At 34.2% G+C, this 20,257-nt stretch carries 19 protein-coding genes, 1 tRNA gene and 2 pseudogenes; 5 read left to right on the top strand and 17 right to left on the bottom strand.

Going from position 1 to position 20,257, the window contains the following annotated elements:
• Positions 1-619: 619 nt before the first annotated feature.
• The 5 genes from OOL01_RS06015 to rpmE form a co-directional block, all read right to left on the bottom strand.
• Positions 620-1,507, bottom strand: coding sequence for an aspartate carbamoyltransferase catalytic subunit (locus tag OOL01_RS06015; RefSeq protein WP_264686576.1), 888 nt, complete (start codon positions 1,505-1,507; stop codon positions 620-622).
• 80 nt (positions 1,508-1,587) lie between these two features.
• The gene (locus OOL01_RS06010; protein WP_007302093.1) at positions 1,588-2,604 is read right to left on the bottom strand and encodes a Fe(3+) ABC transporter substrate-binding protein; all 1,017 of its coding nucleotides are present in this window, start codon (positions 2,602-2,604) and stop codon (positions 1,588-1,590) included.
• A gap of 123 nt (positions 2,605-2,727) precedes the next feature.
• Positions 2,728-3,879, bottom strand: a complete 1,152-nt coding sequence (locus OOL01_RS06005) for a hypothetical protein (protein ID WP_264686575.1) — start codon at positions 3,877-3,879, stop codon at positions 2,728-2,730.
• 83 nt (positions 3,880-3,962) lie between these two features.
• Positions 3,963-4,748, bottom strand: coding sequence for an NAD kinase (locus OOL01_RS06000; RefSeq protein WP_064085640.1), 786 nt, complete (start codon positions 4,746-4,748; stop codon positions 3,963-3,965).
• A gap of 21 nt (positions 4,749-4,769) precedes the next feature.
• A complete protein-coding gene (gene rpmE, locus OOL01_RS05995; RefSeq protein WP_264686574.1) occupies positions 4,770-4,982 on the bottom strand; it encodes a 50S ribosomal protein L31 in 213 nt (70 codons plus the stop codon).
• Positions 4,983-5,107: 125 nt separating this feature from the next.
• Between rpmE and fabD the strand changes: the two genes are divergently transcribed.
• Entirely contained in the window at positions 5,108-6,076 is a 969-nt protein-coding gene (fabD, locus tag OOL01_RS05990; protein WP_264687260.1) for an ACP S-malonyltransferase, read from the top strand.
• A gap of 51 nt (positions 6,077-6,127) precedes the next feature.
• Positions 6,128-6,874, top strand: a complete 747-nt coding sequence (locus OOL01_RS05985; protein ID WP_007302088.1) for a hypothetical protein — start codon at positions 6,128-6,130, stop codon at positions 6,872-6,874.
• Here the strand turns inward: OOL01_RS05985 and gpmI are convergent.
• A complete protein-coding gene (gene gpmI / locus OOL01_RS05980) occupies positions 6,869-8,377 on the bottom strand; it encodes a 2,3-bisphosphoglycerate-independent phosphoglycerate mutase (protein ID WP_264686573.1) in 1,509 nt (502 codons plus the stop codon). The two genes, OOL01_RS05985 and gpmI, sit on opposite strands and share 6 nt — an antisense overlap.
• 195 nt (positions 8,378-8,572) lie before the next feature.
• On the opposite strand from gpmI, the gene OOL01_RS05975 reads away from it, so the two are divergent.
• Positions 8,573-9,307, top strand: a complete 735-nt coding sequence (locus tag OOL01_RS05975; RefSeq protein WP_264686572.1) for a leucine-rich repeat domain-containing protein — start codon at positions 8,573-8,575, stop codon at positions 9,305-9,307.
• An 87-nt stretch (positions 9,308-9,394) separates the two neighbouring features.
• Here OOL01_RS05975 and OOL01_RS05970 read toward each other — a convergent pair.
• Both OOL01_RS05970 and purH read right to left on the bottom strand, forming a co-directional pair.
• A tRNA-Asn gene (locus OOL01_RS05970) sits at positions 9,395-9,466 on the bottom strand.
• Positions 9,467-9,942: 476 nt separating this feature from the next.
• Positions 9,943-11,463, bottom strand: coding sequence for a bifunctional phosphoribosylaminoimidazolecarboxamide formyltransferase/IMP cyclohydrolase (gene purH / locus OOL01_RS05965; protein ID WP_006013536.1), 1,521 nt, complete (start codon positions 11,461-11,463; stop codon positions 9,943-9,945).
• Positions 11,464-11,615: 152 nt separating this feature from the next.
• Between purH and OOL01_RS08555 the strand changes: the two are divergent.
• Positions 11,616-11,771: pseudogene (locus OOL01_RS08555) on the top strand (WPE palindromic element domain-containing protein); the annotation flags it as partial.
• 87 nt (positions 11,772-11,858) lie between these two features.
• Here OOL01_RS08555 and fmt read toward each other — a convergent pair.
• The 7 genes from fmt to OOL01_RS05925 all read right to left on the bottom strand — a co-directional run bounded on the left by fmt (position 11,859) and on the right by OOL01_RS05925 (position 16,116).
• Positions 11,859-12,758, bottom strand: coding sequence for a methionyl-tRNA formyltransferase (gene fmt, locus OOL01_RS05955; RefSeq protein WP_064085375.1), 900 nt, complete (start codon positions 12,756-12,758; stop codon positions 11,859-11,861).
• 12 nt (positions 12,759-12,770) lie between these two features.
• Positions 12,771-13,127, bottom strand: a complete 357-nt coding sequence (rplT, locus tag OOL01_RS05950) for a 50S ribosomal protein L20 (protein ID WP_063630562.1) — start codon at positions 13,125-13,127, stop codon at positions 12,771-12,773.
• Between the two features lie 21 nt (positions 13,128-13,148).
• The gene (gene rpmI, locus OOL01_RS05945; RefSeq protein ID WP_010402777.1) at positions 13,149-13,355 is read right to left on the bottom strand and encodes a 50S ribosomal protein L35; all 207 of its coding nucleotides are present in this window, start codon (positions 13,353-13,355) and stop codon (positions 13,149-13,151) included.
• Between the two features lie 98 nt (positions 13,356-13,453).
• Positions 13,454-13,897, bottom strand: coding sequence for a PAS domain-containing protein (locus tag OOL01_RS05940; protein WP_063630563.1), 444 nt, complete (start codon positions 13,895-13,897; stop codon positions 13,454-13,456).
• A 211-nt stretch (positions 13,898-14,108) separates the two neighbouring features.
• Complete coding sequence (locus OOL01_RS05935; protein ID WP_264686571.1) at positions 14,109-14,870, bottom strand: hypothetical protein; 762 nt, start codon at positions 14,868-14,870, stop codon at positions 14,109-14,111.
• A gap of 289 nt (positions 14,871-15,159) precedes the next feature.
• The gene (locus OOL01_RS05930; protein WP_264686570.1) at positions 15,160-15,915 is read right to left on the bottom strand and encodes a hypothetical protein; all 756 of its coding nucleotides are present in this window, start codon (positions 15,913-15,915) and stop codon (positions 15,160-15,162) included.
• Between the two features lie 45 nt (positions 15,916-15,960).
• On the bottom strand, positions 15,961-16,116 hold the full coding sequence (locus tag OOL01_RS05925; protein WP_264686569.1) for a hypothetical protein: 156 nt from the start codon (positions 16,114-16,116) through the stop codon (positions 15,961-15,963).
• A gap of 218 nt (positions 16,117-16,334) precedes the next feature.
• Here OOL01_RS05925 and alaS point away from each other — a divergent pair, with 218 nt between their 5' ends.
• Positions 16,335-18,908 carry an alanine--tRNA ligase gene (gene alaS / locus OOL01_RS05920; protein ID WP_264686568.1) on the top strand — a complete coding sequence of 858 codons (2,574 nt, stop codon included), beginning with the start codon at positions 16,335-16,337 and terminating at the stop codon, positions 18,906-18,908.
• Between the two features lie 297 nt (positions 18,909-19,205).
• Here alaS and nth read toward each other — a convergent pair whose 3' ends face one another.
• On the bottom strand, positions 19,206-19,844 hold the full coding sequence (gene nth, locus OOL01_RS05915) for an endonuclease III (RefSeq protein WP_108784611.1): 639 nt from the start codon (positions 19,842-19,844) through the stop codon (positions 19,206-19,208).
• A 21-nt stretch (positions 19,845-19,865) separates the two neighbouring features.
• A pseudogene (locus OOL01_RS05910) lies at positions 19,866-20,237 on the bottom strand (molecular chaperone DnaJ); the annotation flags it as partial.
• Positions 20,238-20,257: the final 20 nt, after the last annotated feature.

The following is a 20,257-nucleotide window of genomic DNA, read 5'->3' as shown; positions in this document are numbered from 1 at the left end:
AAATGATTAATCTACAGTAAAAAGTGCTTTAGTTATTGTACAAGTATGATTATGTAAAAATTTATTTTTCTCTTTTATCTAGGTTTTATCTGAAATTGTCATTCGAGTAGCTGACATACAACTGTACGGACATTAAAGAAATCAGTATACAGCTGTATGAACATTGTGGTAATTTGCGTACTAAACAATGTCATCCCAGTGCTCCGACACTGGGATCCATTTTCCATCATCATTAGAAACGTTATATTTTAGCATAACTTTTAACTCACAAATTTAACTGGATGCCAGTACTGGCTACTTTTATGACATCTATCATTTTATGTTTATAGTATTTTTTGCAAATAAACGTTCGTAGTTGTAAATTAAATGCAAAAAAATACTTGACACATTTGGTAAGTTGATTATTTTCAGTAAAAATGAGGGTATTTTAGAGCTCGAAATCCACCTTATTCAAGTCTGCAGACTTTTCAATTAATTTCTCAATAAAAAATATAGCACAGTCTACTTCAGTGCGTACACGTACGCTTAATTTCTGTCATAAGGTGTGTTATATTTTTCTAAATCTTTTCTTTATAGGAGGGTCATTATGTCTAAAATTCCTTAAACATTAATTTTTAACTTAAACATTTATTAAATAGTGCAGTACTGCCTTACGCGTTGCTAATCCAAACTTTACTTGCTGTAAAATAACACAATCTGCTATATCATTGCTAATTTCGATACCTCTATTTGTTGGTCCTGGGTGCATAACAATTGCATCTGGTTTTGCGTGCGATAGTTTTTGTGCATCAAGTCCATACAAGTGAAAATATTCTTTTTCTGAATAATTATTATTCATGCGCTCTTTTTGCAACCTTAAAAGCATAATTACGTCAGCATCCTTTATACCTTCAGTTAGTGAGTAGTGAAGTGAATCTACTTCAGAAAAATGTTTACACATCAAAGCTGGTGGTGCAACTAAGCTTATTTTTGCTCCAAACATTTTTAGCAATCTTATATTTGATCTTGCAACTCTACTGTGCAAAATATCTCCACATATCACAATTTTGAGGTTTTTTATTTGCTTTTTATGACTGATAATTACGAGATAATCTGCAAGAGCTTGAGTTGGGTGTTCACTGCTTCCATCGCCTGCGTTGATTAGCGAGCAGTTGACATGCTTTGCCAATGTATTAATAATACCACTACTTTTATGCCTGATTATCATATAGTCAGGATTCATTGCATTTAGTGTTTTTATCATATCTTTTAGATCTTCCCCTTTGTTAATAGAAGAAGATTTTATTGGTAAAGTTATAACATTTGCTCCAAGGCTTTTTGCTGCTATTTCAAAAGATGCGAGCGTACGTGTTGAATCTTCAAAGAATAGGTTTATGACTATTTTATTTTTCAGAACATGACTATTTTCAACTTTTTCTTCAAGGTATTGGTTGGCTAATTTAGTTATATTTTCTACATCACCGATTGTGAGGTCTGAGATATTTAATAAATTCCTTCTCTTGTCCATAGCTCCTTTTTTGAGCTTATTCTACTTTCTTAATTTCAATTACACAACTGTAAAGTAAAGTAGAAGGAAGCTATAAAATTTTATTTCCACTTACATTCATCTGCTATCATAACAGCCTCAAAGAGATGCTTCTCAAGCTCACTTATAGGCAGAGTACTTTGTAGGTAATTTCCCCAAGATTTTAACACATCAGAAGTTTCAATACCTTCAACAATAGGATATTCTTGATTTTTTTTAGCATATAGCTCTTGAGCCTGTTTGCTTACAAAAAACTCCAATAAAGCTATGGCATTTTCTCTGTGTTTTGCGTTTTTTGTTACTGCTGCACCACTAATATTCACCATTACACCATCACTCGGAAAGAAAGCTCCTAACTTTTCTGTGATATTCTTTTTATTTTCTGATGAAAGGATTCTTGCAAAGTAGTAGCTATTTACTATTGCAACATTGCCTTCACCAGCGGCTACAGCATAAATTTGATCTGTGTCACCACCGCTTGGTTTTCTTGCCATGTTGCTTACAATTCCACTCACCCATTCTTTTGTTTTTTCAAAACCATTTTTTGCAATCATAAAAGCGATCAATGATCGGTTATATGGACTTGTGGAAGAGCGTACTAATATTTTCCCTTTCCATTTTTCATTCGCTAAATCTTCATAGGTACTTAATTCCTTAGGATCTACTGATTCTTTATTGTAAACCAATATTCTAGCTCTTTTTGTGAGACCAAACCAATAATCTTCATTATCTCTAAATTTTGCAGGTATGGCATTTTTTAGAGTCTCTGAATCCACTTGAGATAAGAGCCCTCTTTTTTTGGCTAAAATCAAATTCACTGCATCTGCAGTTAAAAACAAATCAGCTTCACCACCATTTTCCATGCGTGAAAGCAATTGGGAATAATCGTCAATGATATAACGTACCTTGATGCCAGTGGTTTTTGTAAAATCATCAAACAAACTATGTACTAATTCTTCTTTACGTGATGAATAAACGTTTACTACTTGTGAATCATCAATTCCGCTATTTTTATATAAAAAATTAACGACTATCAATAAAGCCGCTACTAAAGATATAAATATTAAACCTTTTTTCATAAACAAACCCCTTCCTTGTCATCATCTCAAGCTATCAAAATAGCAAGGTCTTAGCAAGTGTAAATCTTCAAAACGTTGTAGTTACAGTACTGGAATAGCGATAAAAAGAAGTACGAGCCAGATTTAATTAATAATATAAGTAATATCTGGATGGCCACATCGTTCAGCAACTACTTGTAACAATTTTGAACTAATCTTTTCTTGACTGCTTTTTACAGTTTTAATAGCTGTTTCATTAGGATTTTCACTATTAGCATCTTTTGTATCTAATAACAAGTAATCTTTAAAATCAGTTTTGCTCCAATGATGAATTGTGCAAGCTAAAGTGAAAAGCAGTAGAGTGCCTGAAATTGCAACGATTGGCCAGTAAATAGTAGGATTTGTGTATGAACTTACTATGTTGCTCAAACCACCTGTTGAATAAAGTGCTAAAGGGAAGGTTATGTTTCCAGTAATAAGAACTGTTCCTAAGATAGGAAGCCATATTCTATCATTGATTAATGAATTTACTTTACTCTTGTAATAGATTGGCTGGCCTGTAAGTTCTACGATGTTCGGATTACTTTTTGCTTTTTCTGGAAGAGAGTGAAACGTAAAGTAAACACGATTACCGTTGCTATATTTTAATACCAAAGATTTGATGCATTCCTCGTCTTTTGAAAGTGTATTTGATATCTCATCTAAAACTTCTTGAGTATCTCTTTTTGTGATCTTGTGCTCCTTAGTACGTACTGCTTGCATAAATTCCCACATAATTCCCAAGGCTAAACAAGACGCTAATACTCCGCCAAATATAGTAACAGGATTTATGCTGCCGATGAATCCAATGAATTCTCTTTGCTTCACAGCTAAAACGATTGACGTAATACAACATGCCGTAATAAGACCTACGAAAGGCATTGTAACTTTCTTCTTTTGCATCGTATATTTTACTTTCTGTAAAAATCTGTTTGTTTTTTTATTATCTCCAAGCAAAGAATTTTCAGAGCCGTCTGTTTGATATGATGGTAGAGGAGAAGATGATCTGCTAGCTGATACACTATCTGAACTCTTTTTTGAAGATTTTGTATTTGGCTCTATGGATGCATAAATAGTTTCTGTATTTGCAACATTCGATTCTTTTTGCCTTTCTTCATCAGAACTTGATTCGCTAGCCGAATTTGTTTGTAACGCTGTGTTTCTAGGTGCTGGTGTTGGTGAAGTTGCTGCACTATTTTCACTCACCGTTGTATGAGAAACCAGTGTGACGTTATCTTTATTTCCTGATCCAGGCATATTCGCTCCAAAATTAATTACAATGTTATGTTGATTACGCTATAGTTATTAAGATATAGTGAATACTAATTTAAGAATAAATATTAGTATAAGAACTGCTGATCAAAGATCCTTTCATTCAAAGGGCAATCTTTGTCAAAAAGTAGAGTGACTGTATTTTCGTGATCTTTCTGTATTTTTACCTGCGATATGTCGTGAAATTCCTTGTAATCTGATACTACAAGTGCTGGACGATTTTCCACGTCGTTGATATCAATTTGCACTATTGTATCATTTGAGATTAACGCTCCATTCCAACGCCTTGGGTAGTAGCTATTGATGGAAGTCAGTGCAAGTAAATTTGAATTAAGTGGTAAGATTGGCCCACCGGCAGAGAAGTTATATGCAGTGCTACCTGTTGGGGTAGACAATATAATTCCATCTCCTCTGAATTTTTCTACTTTTAGCTTATCATTAATGGTAATATTCATCTCCACTATTTGATTTGCATTTCTAAAGACATACACTTCATTTACTGCGATGTAATGGTGTTTTTTGCCACTTATGTCTGTGGCTTCCATTTTTAGTAAAGTTAGCTGAGTAGGAACTGCATGTTCTATATGATCAATTAGATCTTCAAAGCATTTATTCATCAAAAATCCGACGTTACCGGTATTTATTCCATACACATGTATATCTTTATTTCCTATGACGTAGTTGTGTAGGGTGCGTAGCATAAAACCATCGCCACCAACAACTATCAGCAGATCAACTTCATGCTTACCTGCTTCTGCTATATTGATAAAATTGAGTTTCTGTAGTAGTTTAGATACTTCCTGAGGCTTGGGTAGCGAAGAAGCAATATAGCCTACATTTTTATATTTATACATGTTAAATAAAGAGGGGAGGAACTAAAAAAGACTCCCGTATTTATCATTAAACTTAGCTATTTTACTATTCTTCTCCCCTGAACCGCTTGTCAAACTTCCAGTCCATGCAGGATGAGTAAGAGGATCTCTATCAAGCTTTATTCTTTGACCTTCTTTTCCATAAGTGGAATAAGTTTCAAACTCTTGACCATCTGTCATAACTATAGTAACTTTGTGATAATCGATTTCTGCCATTGTTCTTACAAATTTCTTACCAGCTAAGATTTTAGTGAATCTGGTTCATTTGGTCAATCATTATTGTGAAATATTGACAAAAAATAAATAAAGTAGTATTCTCAATGAAGAATGAAAAATTTTTTATGATTTTTGCTTTTCCTGGTCAGGGCTCCCAATTTGTAGGAATGGGAAAGAGTTTATATGATGAATTTTCAGTTGCAAGGAACGTATTTGATGAAGTAGATGACATATTGGGTAGAAGGCTGTCTCATTTGATTTTCAATGGCCCTATTGAGAAATTAACCATCACGGAAAACGCTCAGCCAGCTATAATGGCGGTGTCAATTGCAACGCTACGTGTTATGAAGCACGTATTTGGTGAATCTCTTTACAGCGTTCAGTATGTTTGTGGGCATTCAGTTGGCGAGTATACAGCGCTGTGTGCTGCAGGGGCATTGACGCTTGAGTCTGCGGTCAAATTGCTAAAAGTTCGTAGCGAAGCAATGCATGAAGCTTCACTAAAATGCAAAGGTGGAATGTTTGCTCTACTTGGAGCAGAAATAAGTGAAGTAGAAGGTATATTAAAATCAGCTCAAATTGATTGTGAAATTGCAAACGATAATGGTGGTGGGCAGGTAGTGGTGAGTGGTACTGCAGAGGCTCTTGAGGTCTTACCTGATTTATTCAAAAACTCAAGTGTCAAGAAAATGATAAAATTACAAGTTAGTGGGCCTTTTCACTCATCTTTTATGAAACCTGCTGATGAAAAACTTCTGGAATTTTTAAAAAGCATCAACATAACTCGCCCTTCGATTCCTTTTGTATCAAACGTTACAGCTAAGGAAGAAAGTGATCCAGAGATCATAAGAGCTTTGCTCGCTAAGCAAGTTGTAAGTAGAGTAAGATGGAGAGAGATGGTTTTATATATGATAAGCCATGGCACTAATAAGTTTGTTGAAGTTGGCCCTAACAAAGTTTTATCTAATCTAGTTAAAAGAATTGACCAATCTATCAGTGTGAAAAATATAGATAGTATTGGTGATATTAATAGCTTCTTTGATGAATCATTAATGTTGACAGCAAAAAATTTAAAAATAAAAGCTTATAACTAACATAAAGTAAAATTTGTACTATTTTTTGCTTTGATTATTGATAGCAGCGGAATGTCAAACATCGACACTAAAGAATATGATCTAGCGTTGGGTGATACCACGGTTAAGCTTTTTATTAAAAGTAGCGATACAAGTGGGATCAATTTTATTAATGTGCATCAAAATGAAGTAACTTCAAAAGGGGCTGGTGAGCATATACTCCAGCAGTTTGGTGGAAGAATGCTATACATTACTCATGGTGATGGTACTCCGCGTAATGTAGAATTTTACTTAAATGGTGAGCGGTATGAATTCGATCCCAATCGCATGTTTGATGATGTAGGTGCAGAAGCTAGCTTAAGAGAGTTTGGCAGTGTTTCAGAAGATGCTTTGAGAGCTGTTAGAAACTTTGCAGAAAGAATTTTAGATTTTTTACTTCCTGGTCAAGATCACGTTATCGCTCTGCACAATAACTACAATTCTCCCAGCTACTCATTCAAGAGCTATTTTTCTCCACCACTTTCTCATGATGTGCTAAAGATTTCTCCAGAAGTGTGTCCGGAAAGTGGAACGGGTGAGTTTTTCTATACGACAGTTGAAGATTGGTTCGATGCTTTAAAACAGAAAGAAATTTTTAATATAGTATTGCAAAATAACAAAGCAGTTGAAGATGATGGTTCTTTATCTGTATATGTAGGGAAGAATAATATTCGGTACTCTAATGTGGAAGCTGAGCATGATCATTTAGAGCAGCAAATAGATATGCTATCTTCTATACACAGTGTTTTATTTCCTCAACCCTTAACAATAGAGTTATAGCAACATGGAACGCACTAACGAACTACCTGTCATCTCGTTTGGCTTTTTGAGCCCAAGTAGCTGTAAAATAGTAGGAGCAATATCAGATAATTTTCCATCTCTTAGTTTTAAATTGTCACAAGATATAATAAATGGCACTTTATTTAAAGTGTGAGGTGTGTGAGGTGTATTATTTTCTTCATCGAACATACATTCCACATTACCATGGTCTGCTGTAACAATGAGTGCAGTATTACCCACTTCTTTGACAACGCTGAGTACTTTTGCAAGGCAATCATCTACAGCGAGCACAGCTTGCTCGGCTGCTTTTATATTACCTGTGTGTCCCACCATATCAGGGTTAGCGTAGTTTACAACTATCAGCGCAAATTCTTGAGAATGAATTTTTTTTACAAGCTCTTCTGTGAGCTCAAAGGCTGACATTTCAGGCTGCAGGTCATAAGTTTTAACTTTTGGTGAAGGAATGAGTATTCTTTCTTCACCAGAAAAAGGTTCTTCTCTTCCACAATTAAAAAAGAAAGTCACATGCGCATATTTCTCAGTTTCTGCAATGCGCAGTTGCCGTAATTTATTGTCTTCTATTATCTGTCCCAAAGTGTTGGCAAAAGATTCAGGAGGAAAGAGATAAGGGATTTTTAAGTTCGCTTTATATTGCATCATACTTAAAATTGAAGAGAATTTTGCCACTTCAGTATAGCCTGCTTTACCAAGACAAATACTTGCCAATTGTATCATTCGATCAGCACGAAAGTTAGCCAATAGCAATCCATCTTCTGGTTTTATACCTTGATAATCTCCTATTATTGCGGGCCTGATAAATTCATCGGTTATATTATTTTGGTAATTTTCATCAATAAGCGATACTGCATCATCATAACGAGGCGCCTTTGCAAATGCGATGGCTTCATAAGCTTCAATTGTTCTTTCCCACCTATTATCACGGTCCATAGCATAATAACGCCCAGAGACAGTGGCGATTCTTATATCATTTTCCTTTATGCTTTCTGTAAATTCTTGAATGCATCTTTTCCCTGAATTTAGCAGTGTGTCTCTGCCATCTAAAAATGCGTGTATTACAACTTTAATTCCGCGCTGTGATATCTTGTTTGCTAAAGCTGAAATGTGCTTTTGATGCGAATGAACACCGCCATCTGATATCAATCCCATTATATGGCATATGCCATTCTTACTTTTTAGATCATTAATAAAATTCTGTAGATTTGCATTATTTTCTATCGTTTCGATTGCTTGATTAATACGCTGAAGGCTTTGCATTACCACTCTACCGCTACCAATATTCATGTGACCAACTTCTGAATTGCCTATTTGGCCTTCTGGTAATCCAACATCAGTTCCACAGGCAGATAAACTGCACTTTGGATAATTAGAGCTAATATGTTGCCAACAAGGTGGATTTGAATTGCTAATAGCATTGTATTTACTATTTTCTATTCCATTACCCCAGCCATCTAGTATACATAAAACGACTGATTTAAAGTTCATATAAAAGTTAACATCGAAACCCTCAATGGTACCAAAAACAAACTCTTCTCACAACTTTTGTGTTAAAATAAGAGATAGAAAAAGCTGCTTGGAGGCAATGGTATATGAAGTTTTTCATAAAATATTTTATCAAAGTGATTGACAGTTGCTGAAGTGTTTACTAAAACACTTGCATAGCTTTAATAGTGAGGTCAAATGAGTTATAGTCAATATGTAAAGGATAATACTTTAGCAACATCAGGTGCTATAATTAATGTTGATAGATTAGTAAACTTTTTAAAAAACAATACAAACATTACAAGACTTATTTTACGATGTTCAAAAATTAATTATGAGGTTATAAAAGAATTAGCTCAGCTTTCTCATCTTACTTCACTTGATCTAAGTTGCAGTTATGTTGGTACAGAAGGTGCAAAGATTTTAGCAAGCGGGAATCTTATAAATCTTACTTCGCTTGATTTAGGAGGAAACGAAATTGGTGATGAAGGTGTAGAGGCTTTAGCCAGTGGAAATCTTACAAGTCTTACTGAGCTTAAATTATATGATAATAAAATTAGCGATAGGGGGGCAAAAGCTTTAGCAAGTGGAAACCTTCAAAAGCTTACTTTACTGAGTTTAGGATGGAATGAAATCAGTAATGAAGGTGCAGAGGCTTTAGCAAGTGGAAATCTTAAAAATCTTATTACACTTAAAGTATATGATAACAGCATTAATTACAGAGATGTACAGACTTTGGCGAGTGGAAATTTGGTGCGTCTTACTTCGCTCATTTACAATTATTGCAGTATTGATGAAACATTGCCAAAAAATGTCCTTCCTCAATTAAAAAGGAAATGTAATAAAAGAAAAATAGGAGAGGAGCCAGATAGCAAGCTAAGTGAAGCGCAGACATCTTTGCATTTTGACAGTAAAGGCCTTAAAACTATATAACTTCACACGTTTTGTCTGTTTAAGAGACAAAAAAAAGGTAGTGAATTTTGTGCTAAAAGTGAAATGTACAGATTGTATAAAATAGTGCTCCCCGGGCCGGATTCGAACCAGCGACCAATTGGTTAACAGCCAACTGCTCTACCACTGAGCTACCGAGGAATAAACTGCTTTCAACTTATCACATTGAACGCCGATTGTAAACGATTTTTATGTAGACTTTAGACCTAGATATCATTCCAGTGCATGGAGCTGTAATCCAGTTTTTCTTACCAACAAAAACTTAGAATAACTTTTGTTCTTAAAAAATTTCTAGATTCCAGACTCATGTTTCAATGTTAAACAAGGTACAATAGAATTGAGTAGGGTAATTTCTAGGGAATTATTATATTCTAGAAAAAGTAAAATGTCATCCAGATAGACTAATGTACAAGGTAAGCTGAATGTCTATAAGGAAAAACAGCAAGGCATTTTAAGATTTGCTATAAATCGCATCAGGAGCTCAAGAGTACAGCTTACAATTACAGATAGGTATAGTTGAGTTTAAAGTAACTACATAAATTTACTACAATTTTCATACCTATAAGCTGCTATGCAACAAAGCCCTGTGTGGGTATAATTTTGACAGGATACAAAGCTTAATGGAGAAAGTTACGAACATCAGTGAAAAACATGGCAATTTTATTCTCATTTGCAGCTGCTATCACGTCTTGATCTTTCAATGAGCCACCTGGCTGAATTATAGCTGTAATTCCATGCTTTGCACTTTCTACTATACTATCTGGAAATGGAAAAAATGCATCTGAAGCAAGCGCTGCGCCTTTACATTTTTCACCTGCTTTTTTTACTGCAATATTCACACTATCTATTCTGCTTGTTTGTCCTGCACCGATGCCAATAGCACAACCGTCTTTTGCTATTACTATTGCATTGGATTTTACATGTTTACATATTTTCCAAGCAAAAATAAGATCTTCCTTCTCTTTTTTTGTTGTAGTGCATTCTGTCACTCGGTTTATTTCTTCTACTTTTACTGTATGGTTATTATTTTCTTGCACTAAGAACCCGCCAACAACATTTTTGATTTGATATTTTGCATTTTGCTGAAGAGATTGATGAATAATCACTCTTAAATTTTTCTTTTTTTGTAAAATTTTTAGTGCCTCATTGTTTACCGATGGTGCTATCACCACTTCCAAAAATATCTCGTTTAATTTCTCTGCTAGCTTTAAATCTATCTCCCGATTGAAAGCAACTATTCCACCAAAACTGCTTATTTCATCACATGATAGAGCTTTTTCATATGCTTTTAAAGCACTATCACTAACAGCAGCGCCACATGGATTATTGTGCTTTATTATCACTGCTGCAGGTTCTTGAAACTCAGAAATTATGTTAAGTGCAGACTCTATGTCGACTATATTATTATAGCTCAACTCTTTTCCATGTATTTTCTCCAGTGGATACTTGCTAAATTGATTGCTATAAAATGCAGCTTTTTGATGAGGATTTTCACCATATCTGAGTCCTTGTGCTTTACATCCATATAAAGTAAAAAACTCTGGTAACTCATTGCTTTTACCCTGTGATAAAAACCAATTGTAAATATTAGAATCATACTGTGCAGTCAGAGCAAATGCTTTAGTTGCTAGATGTTTTCTATATTCTAATGTTGTCTGATTGTTATTTTTGATCATCTCAGCTTTCAGTGTTTCGTAATCTTGAATGCTAGAAATCACTGAAGTGAAATGAAAGTTTTTTGCTGTAGCTCTAATTAATGCTACTCCACCTATATCTATTTGTTCTATGATTTGCTTCTCACTTGAGTTGCTATTAACCGTTTTCCAAAATGGATATAAGTTAGTTATAAGCAGATCTATCGGCTTAATTTCTAGATTCTGCATTTCCTTTTCGTGCCTTTTTCGATCACAGAGTATTCCTCCATGAATTTTAGGATGTAAAGTTTTCACTCTGCCATCTAGTATTTCTGGAAATTGTGTGTAATCTGAAACTTCTTGCGTTTTTATTCCCGCACCTGATAGCACTTTATAAGTATTCCCTGTTGAGAGAATTTCTATTTGTTGCTGCATCAAAAACGATGCAAGTTCAATTATATTTGTCTTATCGTATACTGATATTAAAGCTCTTTTAATTTTCATATGGAAGGTTTCTTAAGATTATATCTAAGAAAAGAAAATTTGTCTATATATAGCTACTACGTCATACCACTGCGGTATCTCGTTGTAGATTCCGCTAACAAGCACATAGCTGTACGAACATTGTGATACAAGAGACCAAGAAAGATGTCATCCCAGTCCCCAGACACTGGGATCCAGAAAACTTCACTTTAAATGAGCACACCAGGTGGCTGTACAATAGAAACTGGATTCCAGTGTCAAGCACTGGAATGACACCATCTACTACTCAAATTACCTGCAAATTGCAATGTTCGTACACCAAAACGCGGTATCTTGTTGTAGATTCCGCTAACAAGCAGCGGAATACCAAATTGTAGAAGTTGCTTTAGCTCTCCTCACCCTCCTTTCAAAGTAGTCTATTCTATAAATTTTTTTGTTAAACTTGATTTTAAGCCACGAACAAAGTCTTTAATATCGCAAGGATTTCTTCCTTCCATTTGTACAACTTTAGGAATTAAAGTACCACCTTTTAAACTTATATGCATATTATCATTAATGATCTCACCTTGTCCTGAAGTGAAGGCTTCAAATTCAGCATCAAGTATCTTGATACGTTTATTCTCTACCTTAATGAATGCTTTTGGATAAAATGCTTTAACCTTTCTATAAGCAATTTCACAGGCGTCACTTGCGTAAATTTTATAGTCTTTTACTTTGTCAGCATAGCACGCATCGTTATCGCTCTGTTTTAAGGGAACTTGCTTTTCAATTTCGTTTAGTACTTTCAGCAGTAAATCACTACCTAATTCAGACAATTTATCATACAACGTCTTATAATTATCGCTTTTTTCAATAAGAAATTTTTTCTGTTTTAAAATAGGGCCAGAATCTAATCCTTCATCTAGCTGCATAATGCTAACTCCGGTTTCTTGATCTCCGGCTAAAATTGTGTGCTGTATCGGAGCTGCACCGCGCCACCTAGGCAGCAATGATGGATGAATATTAATACAACCATATTTGGGAATATTTAAAATTTCTTTTGGAAGTATCAATCCATACGCAGCAACAACTGCAACGTCTGGCTTAAAATTTCCAAACTTTTCTTGCTCTATCGAAGATTTTAAAGAGGCAGGAGTACATACCTCTATGTCACTTTTTTCAGCAACGATGTGTACTGGGGATTTTGTTAACCTCTGCCCACGTCCAGAAGGTTTTGGAGCTTTGGTATATACTGCTACTATTTCACTCTGTAATTTCAATAGTAAGTTTAACGCACCAACAGCAAACTCCGGTGACCCCATGAAAATAATTCTCATGGTGTTTTTGCTTTAAGCTAACTTACTATTTACAATTTCTATTAATTTAGCAAAATCATCCTTATGATTAACAGCCATCTCAGCAAGAATTTTCCTATTTAAATCAATTTCAGCAAGTTTAAGACCATGCATAAATCTACCGTAAGTAAGTCCATGTTCTCTTACTGCTGCATTAATACGTATTATCCACAAACCACGAAAATCACGTTTACAGGTTCTTCTGTCTCTGTAAGCATATTGGAGTGCTTTTTCAACTCTTTGTAATGCAATTCTATAACAATTTTTTGCCCGTCCTCTATAACCCTTTGCTAGTTTCAATATTTTTTTATGACGAGCATGAGTAGTGACTCCACGTTTTACTCGAGCCATTTTTATTTTACCTCCATTTTGTTAAATACCATAAGGCATATAAAGCTTAACTATACGCGAGTCAGATTTACTAAGAATCGTCGTACCACGCTGATTACGAATATTAGATTTACTTCTCTTTACCATACCATGTCTTTTACCTGACTGAGTAGAGATGACTTTACCCTTAGCTGTAAGGTGAAAGCGCTTTTTGACAGAAGATTTGGTTTTTAATTTTATTTTCGTCATATTCTAAACAAATTTACAAACACCACTATTTAGTTCTTTATTAGTAATTAAGTATGAGTATAGATAACTTTATTAAAAAATCAAATTAAAATTGTATTTTAAAGCAGCTTGAATGTAATCACACCCAGTATATGTGTTATACCTTCTTTATCTCCAATTGGCAACAATACTTGCCTCATTTTAACACTTTCACTTTCTTCCTCTTCGTTAATTGAGCATTTACTCTCTATTACAGTCTCAAGTTTATCAATAACTGCATCTATTTTATATAGCCGCAAAAATGGTGCATCAATTGCATATTTATTATCGATGTACATCTTTTTTTCAAAACCATAAAATTCAATAGCTTTTTCTCCTGCATTTTCACAAATATAACCTCGATCTTTAACTTCAATGATAAAACAATGCTGCCATGACTCCATGATTTCTGCAGTGTCTATTTCATGTCTTTCTGGCCATTCTCTCTCTGATCCTTTTATATCACTCCAATGTTGAGTAACTATATTCACTATTCTTCTTTCTTTGCCTGCATAATTTTCCATTCGAAATTCCACATATAAAACACAGATATGAGGTAAATTTATCGTGAATGTATTGATTTTTTCTTACTAAAGGATGTAGATTATTGAAAATTCTCATCCTGTTTACACAACAGGTAATGATAAATTAAGTATAATAATTAGAGCATAAAAATTATTAAATGAGGAAACTGTAAAAAAATAATAAAAAAATTCTATTTTTGCAATATTTTGGCTAACGAATAGAATTAGTTCCACTTTCTAAAGTTATTGCACTTAATAAATAACTAGATGGAGTTTCTTCCTTAGCACTACTATGGCTTTTATTTTTTCTATTATAAAACCAACATTTAAATGGTACAGCTGCTGCGATAGCTGCTACCAAAGCTACTGCTACTGCTAACATACCTACTGTGAACACTATATTATTTTTCTCGTTTGAAGGTGTTTCCAATAATTTAAACCCTCTCAAGTTTGTATCATGAATCATAGGATTACCCAAAATATTCGTCGTATTTTGAACACTTTCTATATTTTGCATTGTAATTCCATTGCTAGCGTTTGATTTTTTCATTTCTTCCATTACTTGTTTTAAGTTTGGTAGTTCTGTTGTTGTATTTTCAATATCACCAGCTTCCAGCTTTTGCAAGTTCTCATTACTCAAAAACTCTTTGAGATACTTTTCATAAAACTCTTTGGCATTATATCTTTTATAACTTCGTATTTTCCCACTCTTGAGATCAGAAACAATATCATCAATCATCACTTTTGGATTTTCTGCATGCACTATTTCTCCTTCAGCAACAAGAATACGATAAGATGTATCGTCAAGCATACATACATACTTAAGTTTTAAATCACCTCCTCCCAATAGAAAATATATTGTTCTGTTTTGTTCTACATCTCGCAATTCTGATTCAATACTAATCCATCTATTCCTTTTTTCTTTATTGATTGATCTTTTTTTTCCTACAGTATTTTTAAATCTTCTTGACATATATGACCCCCAAGCTGACCAATATTTCCTTATGTATAAAAGATAAATTATTTAAGTCCACATCTTTTCACTAAGATTTTTATATTTTTATTATACTAAATAATACATATATTAATATCTGAATTTCTCATTGCAATTTATTATACCTTAGTAAAAACGATATAAAATTAGAGAAAGAGTTATAAAATTTTTTGTAAGACAGGAAAATTTCTTCTCCTTTGGTTTCAGAGCATATAAGTGCTGTAAGAGCTAAGTTGATGGCACTGTTGTGCCATCAAACTCTGGAATCTTACTCGACACTAATCTGAGAAGATAGATGTGCTACCGATGTAGCATTGCTGAGCAAAGATTCTATTTCTGATGTAGATCCGGAATGCTCAAGTTGAGCTTGTTCAGGAAGGTTTTTCATCGCTTTTTCAACATCGTAGCTACCTTCCCTATTTTTTCTATGCCATACAAAGTATCCTAATCCTGCAAAAGCTACTGCTAGCACTCCACCCAATATACCACCAGCAATCCCTGCTATTCCTATATACTGTCCTCCATTTATTTCGGGTAATTTAGGCCCTTCCACATCTGTGCTATTAAATATAGAATGATCTAACACTTCTTGTGAATTACTATCAAAACGGGAAACACTACTTATATCTTCAGGAGTAATTCCATAACTAGCATTTGATTCTTCTATTTCATTTATTACGTCATTAATCTCTTTAGTAGTTACTTTGCTTGATGCAAAATCGAATTCTTGTTTTGTTAAAGAAGCTGATTCGATAGTTACATCTTCCTGCATCTGATAATCAATTTCTTCAGTAGTAGATTCTCTCAATTGGCTATTTTCATCAGTTCTTTCTTTTAGCTTTTTTGAACTATCCTTACCCAATTCATCTACAAGGTTTTTTAGATATATTTTCTTAAATTCTCTATAATTATATTCTTTACCTTTTTCTATTTCTCCACTCTTAAGACCTAAAATAATTCCATCTATTGTCGATTCACGAATTGCTTGAGGAATGTCTATTGAATTTACTATTCCTGTAACCAAGCCTATCTCAGCTGCTCTAGAAGATATAGAGAGGTCTTTTACTGTTCAATTCTCTCCTTTAATTAAAAATTCTACTCTTCTGTTTTGTTTTATACTTTCCAAGTCAGATACAATTCTAATTGTTGGACCATCCATCTCCTGCTTATTTGTTGTTTCTCTCTTTCGCATGCTATTCTTAGTGTTTTGGAATTTTTTTGGCATTTCACACTCCTTAAATGAATTAATAAAAGTATTATTTGAATTAACAAATACTTCTCTATGTTAGTGGATAAAATATTTAAACCTATATCTTTTTATTAAAATTTTTATGTAAAAGTTACCTTTATTATACTAAGTAATGTATATATTAATATTTAGATTGATAAATTGATTTTACTTCTGTTACAACTTATTATGCATAGATAACCTCAGTAAAAACGATGAAGCTAAACGAAATTAGAGAAAGATTTATAAAATTTTTTGTAAATAATAATCATGAGCAAGTTCCTTCTTCTCCTTTGATTCCAGAGCATGATCCAACACTCATGTTTACAAATGCTGGTATGGTACAGTTCAAAAACATCTTTACCGGCACGCAAAAAACTGAAATGAAACGTGCCGTCTCAAGTCAAAAGTGTCTCAGAGCAGGTGGTAAACACAATGATCTTGAAAATGTTGGCTATACATCTCGGCATCACACATTTTTTGAAATGCTCGGAAATTTTAGCTTTGGTGATTACTTTAAAGAAACTGCGATAGAATTTGCGTGGAAATTTATTACTGAAGAATTGTCTCTTGATAAAAACAGACTATCCATAACTGTTTACCACACTGATGATGAAGCATATGAAATTTGGCGTAAGATAAGTGGCTTTTCAGATGATAAAATCATAAGAATTACAACAGATGATAACTTTTGGAGCATGGGCAATACTGGTCCATGTGGCCCATGTTCTGAAATCTTTTACGATCATGGAAATTCCGCTTTACATGAAGACGACAGAATTGTTGAAATTTGGAACCTGGTGTTCATGGAATTTAATAAAGATGAAGAAGGTAATTTACAAAAATTACCAAAAAAATGCATCGATACCGGAATGGGCCTTGAAAGAATAGCAGCTGTTATGCAGAACGTTCATGATAACTATGATATTGACCTATTTTCTGCTCTGGTAAGTAAATCGCAAGAGTACTGTGGAAATACGGAAAATAAAGTAGCTCATAAGATTATCGCAGATCACCTTCGTGCAGCTGCACTTCTCATCGCAGAAGGAGTGCTTCCTGGAAATGAAGGAAGAAATTATGTACTACGCAGATTGATCAGGAGAGCAGTACGTTATATCCACCTACTTGGATATAATGATTCTCTATTGAACCTTGTTTTTCCTGCACTCATAGATGGCACAAGTTTGGCTTATATGGGAGATGCTTATCCAGAGCTAATCAGAGCTAAAAGCTTAATAGAAACAACGTTAAAATCAGAGGAAGAAAACTTTAAAGACACTTTAATGAAAGGCATTAATCTCTTGGACAAATTCACTGCAGATTTAAAATCAGGTGACACTCTATCTGGAGAATCAGCATTCAAACTATATGACACTTATGGATTTCCTTTGGATATCACACTTGATATTTTGAAAGAAAGGAAAATAAATTTTGACCAAAAAGGTTTTGATAATGCAATGAAAGAGCAAAAAGAAAGAGCACGTGCTAATTGGACTGGATCTGGTGAAAAATCTGTTGAACAAGTATGGTTTAATTTAATCGATCAGTTTGGCAAAACGGAATTTGTTGGTTATGAACGTGATGAAGTAAAGGATGCAACAGTACTCGCAATAATTTCCTCTAAAAATGAAGTAATTGATTCTGCAAAAGAAGGAGAAAAGATAACTATTATACTTGATAAAACACCTTTTTATGGAGAGTCAGGTGGACAAGTGGGAGATATTGGAAATCTTATACAGTCTGATGGAAGTATGGTAACAGTCGAAAATACCAACAAGATTAATGACTTGTATTTGCACAGGTGCGTCGGCTCAATTTGTAAAGGTAACACAGTTACAGCTAGTATTAATAAAAAAAGAAGACAAGACTTAAGAAGAAATCATTCAGCTACACATCTTCTACACTTTGCACTCAGAAAAATCTTAGGTGATCACGTTACTCAAAAAGGTTCTCTAGTCGCACCAAATAGACTAAGATTTGACTTTAGTCACAATAAGCCAGTCACTCAGGATCAGCTGTCTTCAGTAGAAGATATAGTAAACTCTCTAATCAGAGAAAATCTTTCTACGTCCACAAAAGTTCAAGGTATGGATGAGGCAATAGACGAAGGAGCGATGGCCTTATTTGGTGAAAAATATGGTGATAATGTTAGGGTTGTAAAAATTGGAGATTCAAAAGAATTATGTGGTGGTACACACGTGGAGCGTACCGGAGAAATTGGTTTGTTTAAGATAGCAGCAGAATGTTCCGTTGCATCTCGAGTAAGAAGAATTGAAGCTTTAACCGGTCAAGAAGCAATTAATTATGTACGCAATAACGAAATTAGCTTAAAAAAAGTTGCAGAATGCGTAAAAGCACCAGTAAATGAAATAATAAGTCGACTCAGTATTTTAAGCCAGGAGCGCAAAGAATTTGAAGTCAAAATAAAAAATCTTTATAAAAAGCTTATCAGTGTAGAAACTGTAAAAAGTACCGAAATAAATGGAATAAATTTCGTAAGCCACACTTTCAATAACGTTCCAGGAAGTATAATAAGGGAATTTGCTCTACAGCAACAAAAACCGAAAACTGTAATAGCCTTCATGGTAACAGAAAAGGATAAAACAGTTTTGATTGTCAAAGTAAGTAAAGATTTAACTAATAAGATCAATGCAAAAGAGCTAGTATCTACTGTAACCAGAAGGGATTGCGGTGGAAATGCCGAACTTGCCCAAACAGGCTGTGATAACAATAAAATAGATGATGCCATTACAGCAATCCATAGCAAAATAACAGCTTGCAAAAACTAATACACCCTACTACCTCGGTATCTTTTAACCGTGAACGGAATCGTCAAGGTATTATGCAAATAGGGGTAGAGAAGACTTAACTGTCAAATGAGCATATCAGGTAATAAGAACTGGATTACAGCTCCATGCTCTGGAATGACATCATTTTATTCATCAAAGTAGCAGCTTTATAACGGCAGTGCACAGAGGCGTCATCAAGTAGCCCTTCATTGTCATCCCAGTGTCAGCTACTCGGATGACACCATCATAGAGATCAGCTACTTGGATGATAAAAGTAAGAAATATCGAAGTGTTGTGCTAGACTTTATACCTCTTACATTCAAACTCACATAAATCATGAATTATGCATGTTTCACACGAAGGTTTTTGCGCTTTGCAAACATATCTACCATGCAAAACTAGCCAATGATGAGCATAAAGTAGGTATTTTTTTGGCACTACATTCAAAAGAGACTGCTCTGTTTTAAGTACATCTTTTTCTTTCACAAGCCCAACTCTATTGCTCACTCTAAAAACGTGAGTATCAACTGCCAATGTTGGAATACCAAGCCCTGAATTTAAGAACACATTAGCGCTCTTTCTCCCAACCCCTGGTAAAGATACCAAATCATCGAAATTAGTAGGCACTTTGCTATTGTACCTCTCAATCAATATTTTACTGAGCCCGATTATATTTTTTGCTTTGGAATTATATAAACCAATACTGCTTATGCATTTTCTCAGCTCACTTTGCCCAAGATTCAACATTTTTTCTGGCGTATCAGCGATACTAAATAGCTCCTTTGTAATTTTATTAACACTTATATCGGTCGTCCGCGCTGACAGAACTATTGCAACTAATAATGTAAAATGATTGGTATAATTTAGCTCTATTTTTGGCGCAGGATTTGACTGTTGAAATTTTTCAAATATTAATTCTACTTTTTTTGAGTCCATGCATAGAGCTAAAAGCTTATACTATACTGTTTGCTGTGCAAATTCAATTGCTTGAGGATTAGATAGTCCTTCAATATTAACATCAGACATATCAGTTTTTACCTCATCAAAATTCCTCTCAGCAAATTCGCTTGCCACTTTTTCAAAATACTTTCTAACAAGAGGCATAATTATCGGCATTAATAGCCTTCGTGGATCATACCGTCCTAACAGATCAGTCTCCTTTTGCACTCTATCTCTTGGATCTTCCTCAAGTAAATCTTTCATGTGTTTTTCAGTGTATATTTCACAACCTTTTGAAAATGTAGGACTAAATATCTCAGTAGCTAGCAGTGCTAACAATGACAAAGTACCAAATATTGTCACATCAACATAAAGACTATTAGAAATAAACCCTCTATCATCAAAGAACC

Origin of the sequence: Wolbachia endosymbiont (group B) of Rhopobota naevana, assembly GCF_947250615.1 — a bacterium.
GTDB lineage: Bacteria > Pseudomonadota > Alphaproteobacteria > Rickettsiales > Anaplasmataceae > Wolbachia.
The sequence above is the reverse complement of the archived record's forward strand: the minus strand, read 5'-3'. Positions and strand labels throughout refer to the sequence as shown.

What these genes read in the sequence shown, in the direction of transcription:
- OOL01_RS06015 (WP_264686576.1), bottom strand. Translation starts at nt 1,507, where the DNA reads ATGGACAAGAGAAGGAATTTATTAAATATCTCAGACCTCACAATCGGT.
- OOL01_RS06010 (WP_007302093.1), bottom strand. Translation starts at nt 2,604, where the DNA reads ATGAAAAAAGGTTTAATATTTATATCTTTAGTAGCGGCTTTATTGATA.
- OOL01_RS06005 (WP_264686575.1), bottom strand. Translation starts at nt 3,879, where the DNA reads ATGCCTGGATCAGGAAATAAAGATAACGTCACACTGGTTTCTCATACA.
- OOL01_RS06000 (WP_064085640.1), bottom strand. Translation starts at nt 4,748, where the DNA reads ATGTATAAATATAAAAATGTAGGCTATATTGCTTCTTCGCTACCCAAG.
- rpmE (WP_264686574.1), bottom strand. Translation starts at nt 4,982, where the DNA reads ATGGCAGAAATCGATTATCACAAAGTTACTATAGTTATGACAGATGGT.
- fabD (WP_264687260.1), top strand. Translation starts at nt 5,108, where the DNA reads ATGATTTTTGCTTTTCCTGGTCAGGGCTCCCAATTTGTAGGAATGGGA.
- OOL01_RS05985 (WP_007302088.1), top strand. Translation starts at nt 6,128, where the DNA reads ATGTCAAACATCGACACTAAAGAATATGATCTAGCGTTGGGTGATACC.
- gpmI (WP_264686573.1), bottom strand. Translation starts at nt 8,377, where the DNA reads ATGAACTTTAAATCAGTCGTTTTATGTATACTAGATGGCTGGGGTAAT.
- OOL01_RS05975 (WP_264686572.1), top strand. Translation starts at nt 8,573, where the DNA reads ATGAGTTATAGTCAATATGTAAAGGATAATACTTTAGCAACATCAGGT.
- purH (WP_006013536.1), bottom strand. Translation starts at nt 11,463, where the DNA reads ATGAAAATTAAAAGAGCTTTAATATCAGTATACGATAAGACAAATATA.
- fmt (WP_064085375.1), bottom strand. Translation starts at nt 12,758, where the DNA reads ATGAGAATTATTTTCATGGGGTCACCGGAGTTTGCTGTTGGTGCGTTA.
- rplT (WP_063630562.1), bottom strand. Translation starts at nt 13,127, where the DNA reads ATGGCTCGAGTAAAACGTGGAGTCACTACTCATGCTCGTCATAAAAAA.
- rpmI (WP_010402777.1), bottom strand. Translation starts at nt 13,355, where the DNA reads ATGACGAAAATAAAATTAAAAACCAAATCTTCTGTCAAAAAGCGCTTT.
- OOL01_RS05940 (WP_063630563.1), bottom strand. Translation starts at nt 13,897, where the DNA reads ATGGAAAATTATGCAGGCAAAGAAAGAAGAATAGTGAATATAGTTACT.
- OOL01_RS05935 (WP_264686571.1), bottom strand. Translation starts at nt 14,870, where the DNA reads ATGTCAAGAAGATTTAAAAATACTGTAGGAAAAAAAAGATCAATCAAT.
- OOL01_RS05925 (WP_264686569.1), bottom strand. Translation starts at nt 16,116, where the DNA reads ATGCCAAAAAAATTCCAAAACACTAAGAATAGCATGCGAAAGAGAGAA.
- alaS (WP_264686568.1), top strand. Translation starts at nt 16,335, where the DNA reads ATGAAGCTAAACGAAATTAGAGAAAGATTTATAAAATTTTTTGTAAAT.
- nth (WP_108784611.1), bottom strand. Translation starts at nt 19,844, where the DNA reads ATGGACTCAAAAAAAGTAGAATTAATATTTGAAAAATTTCAACAGTCA.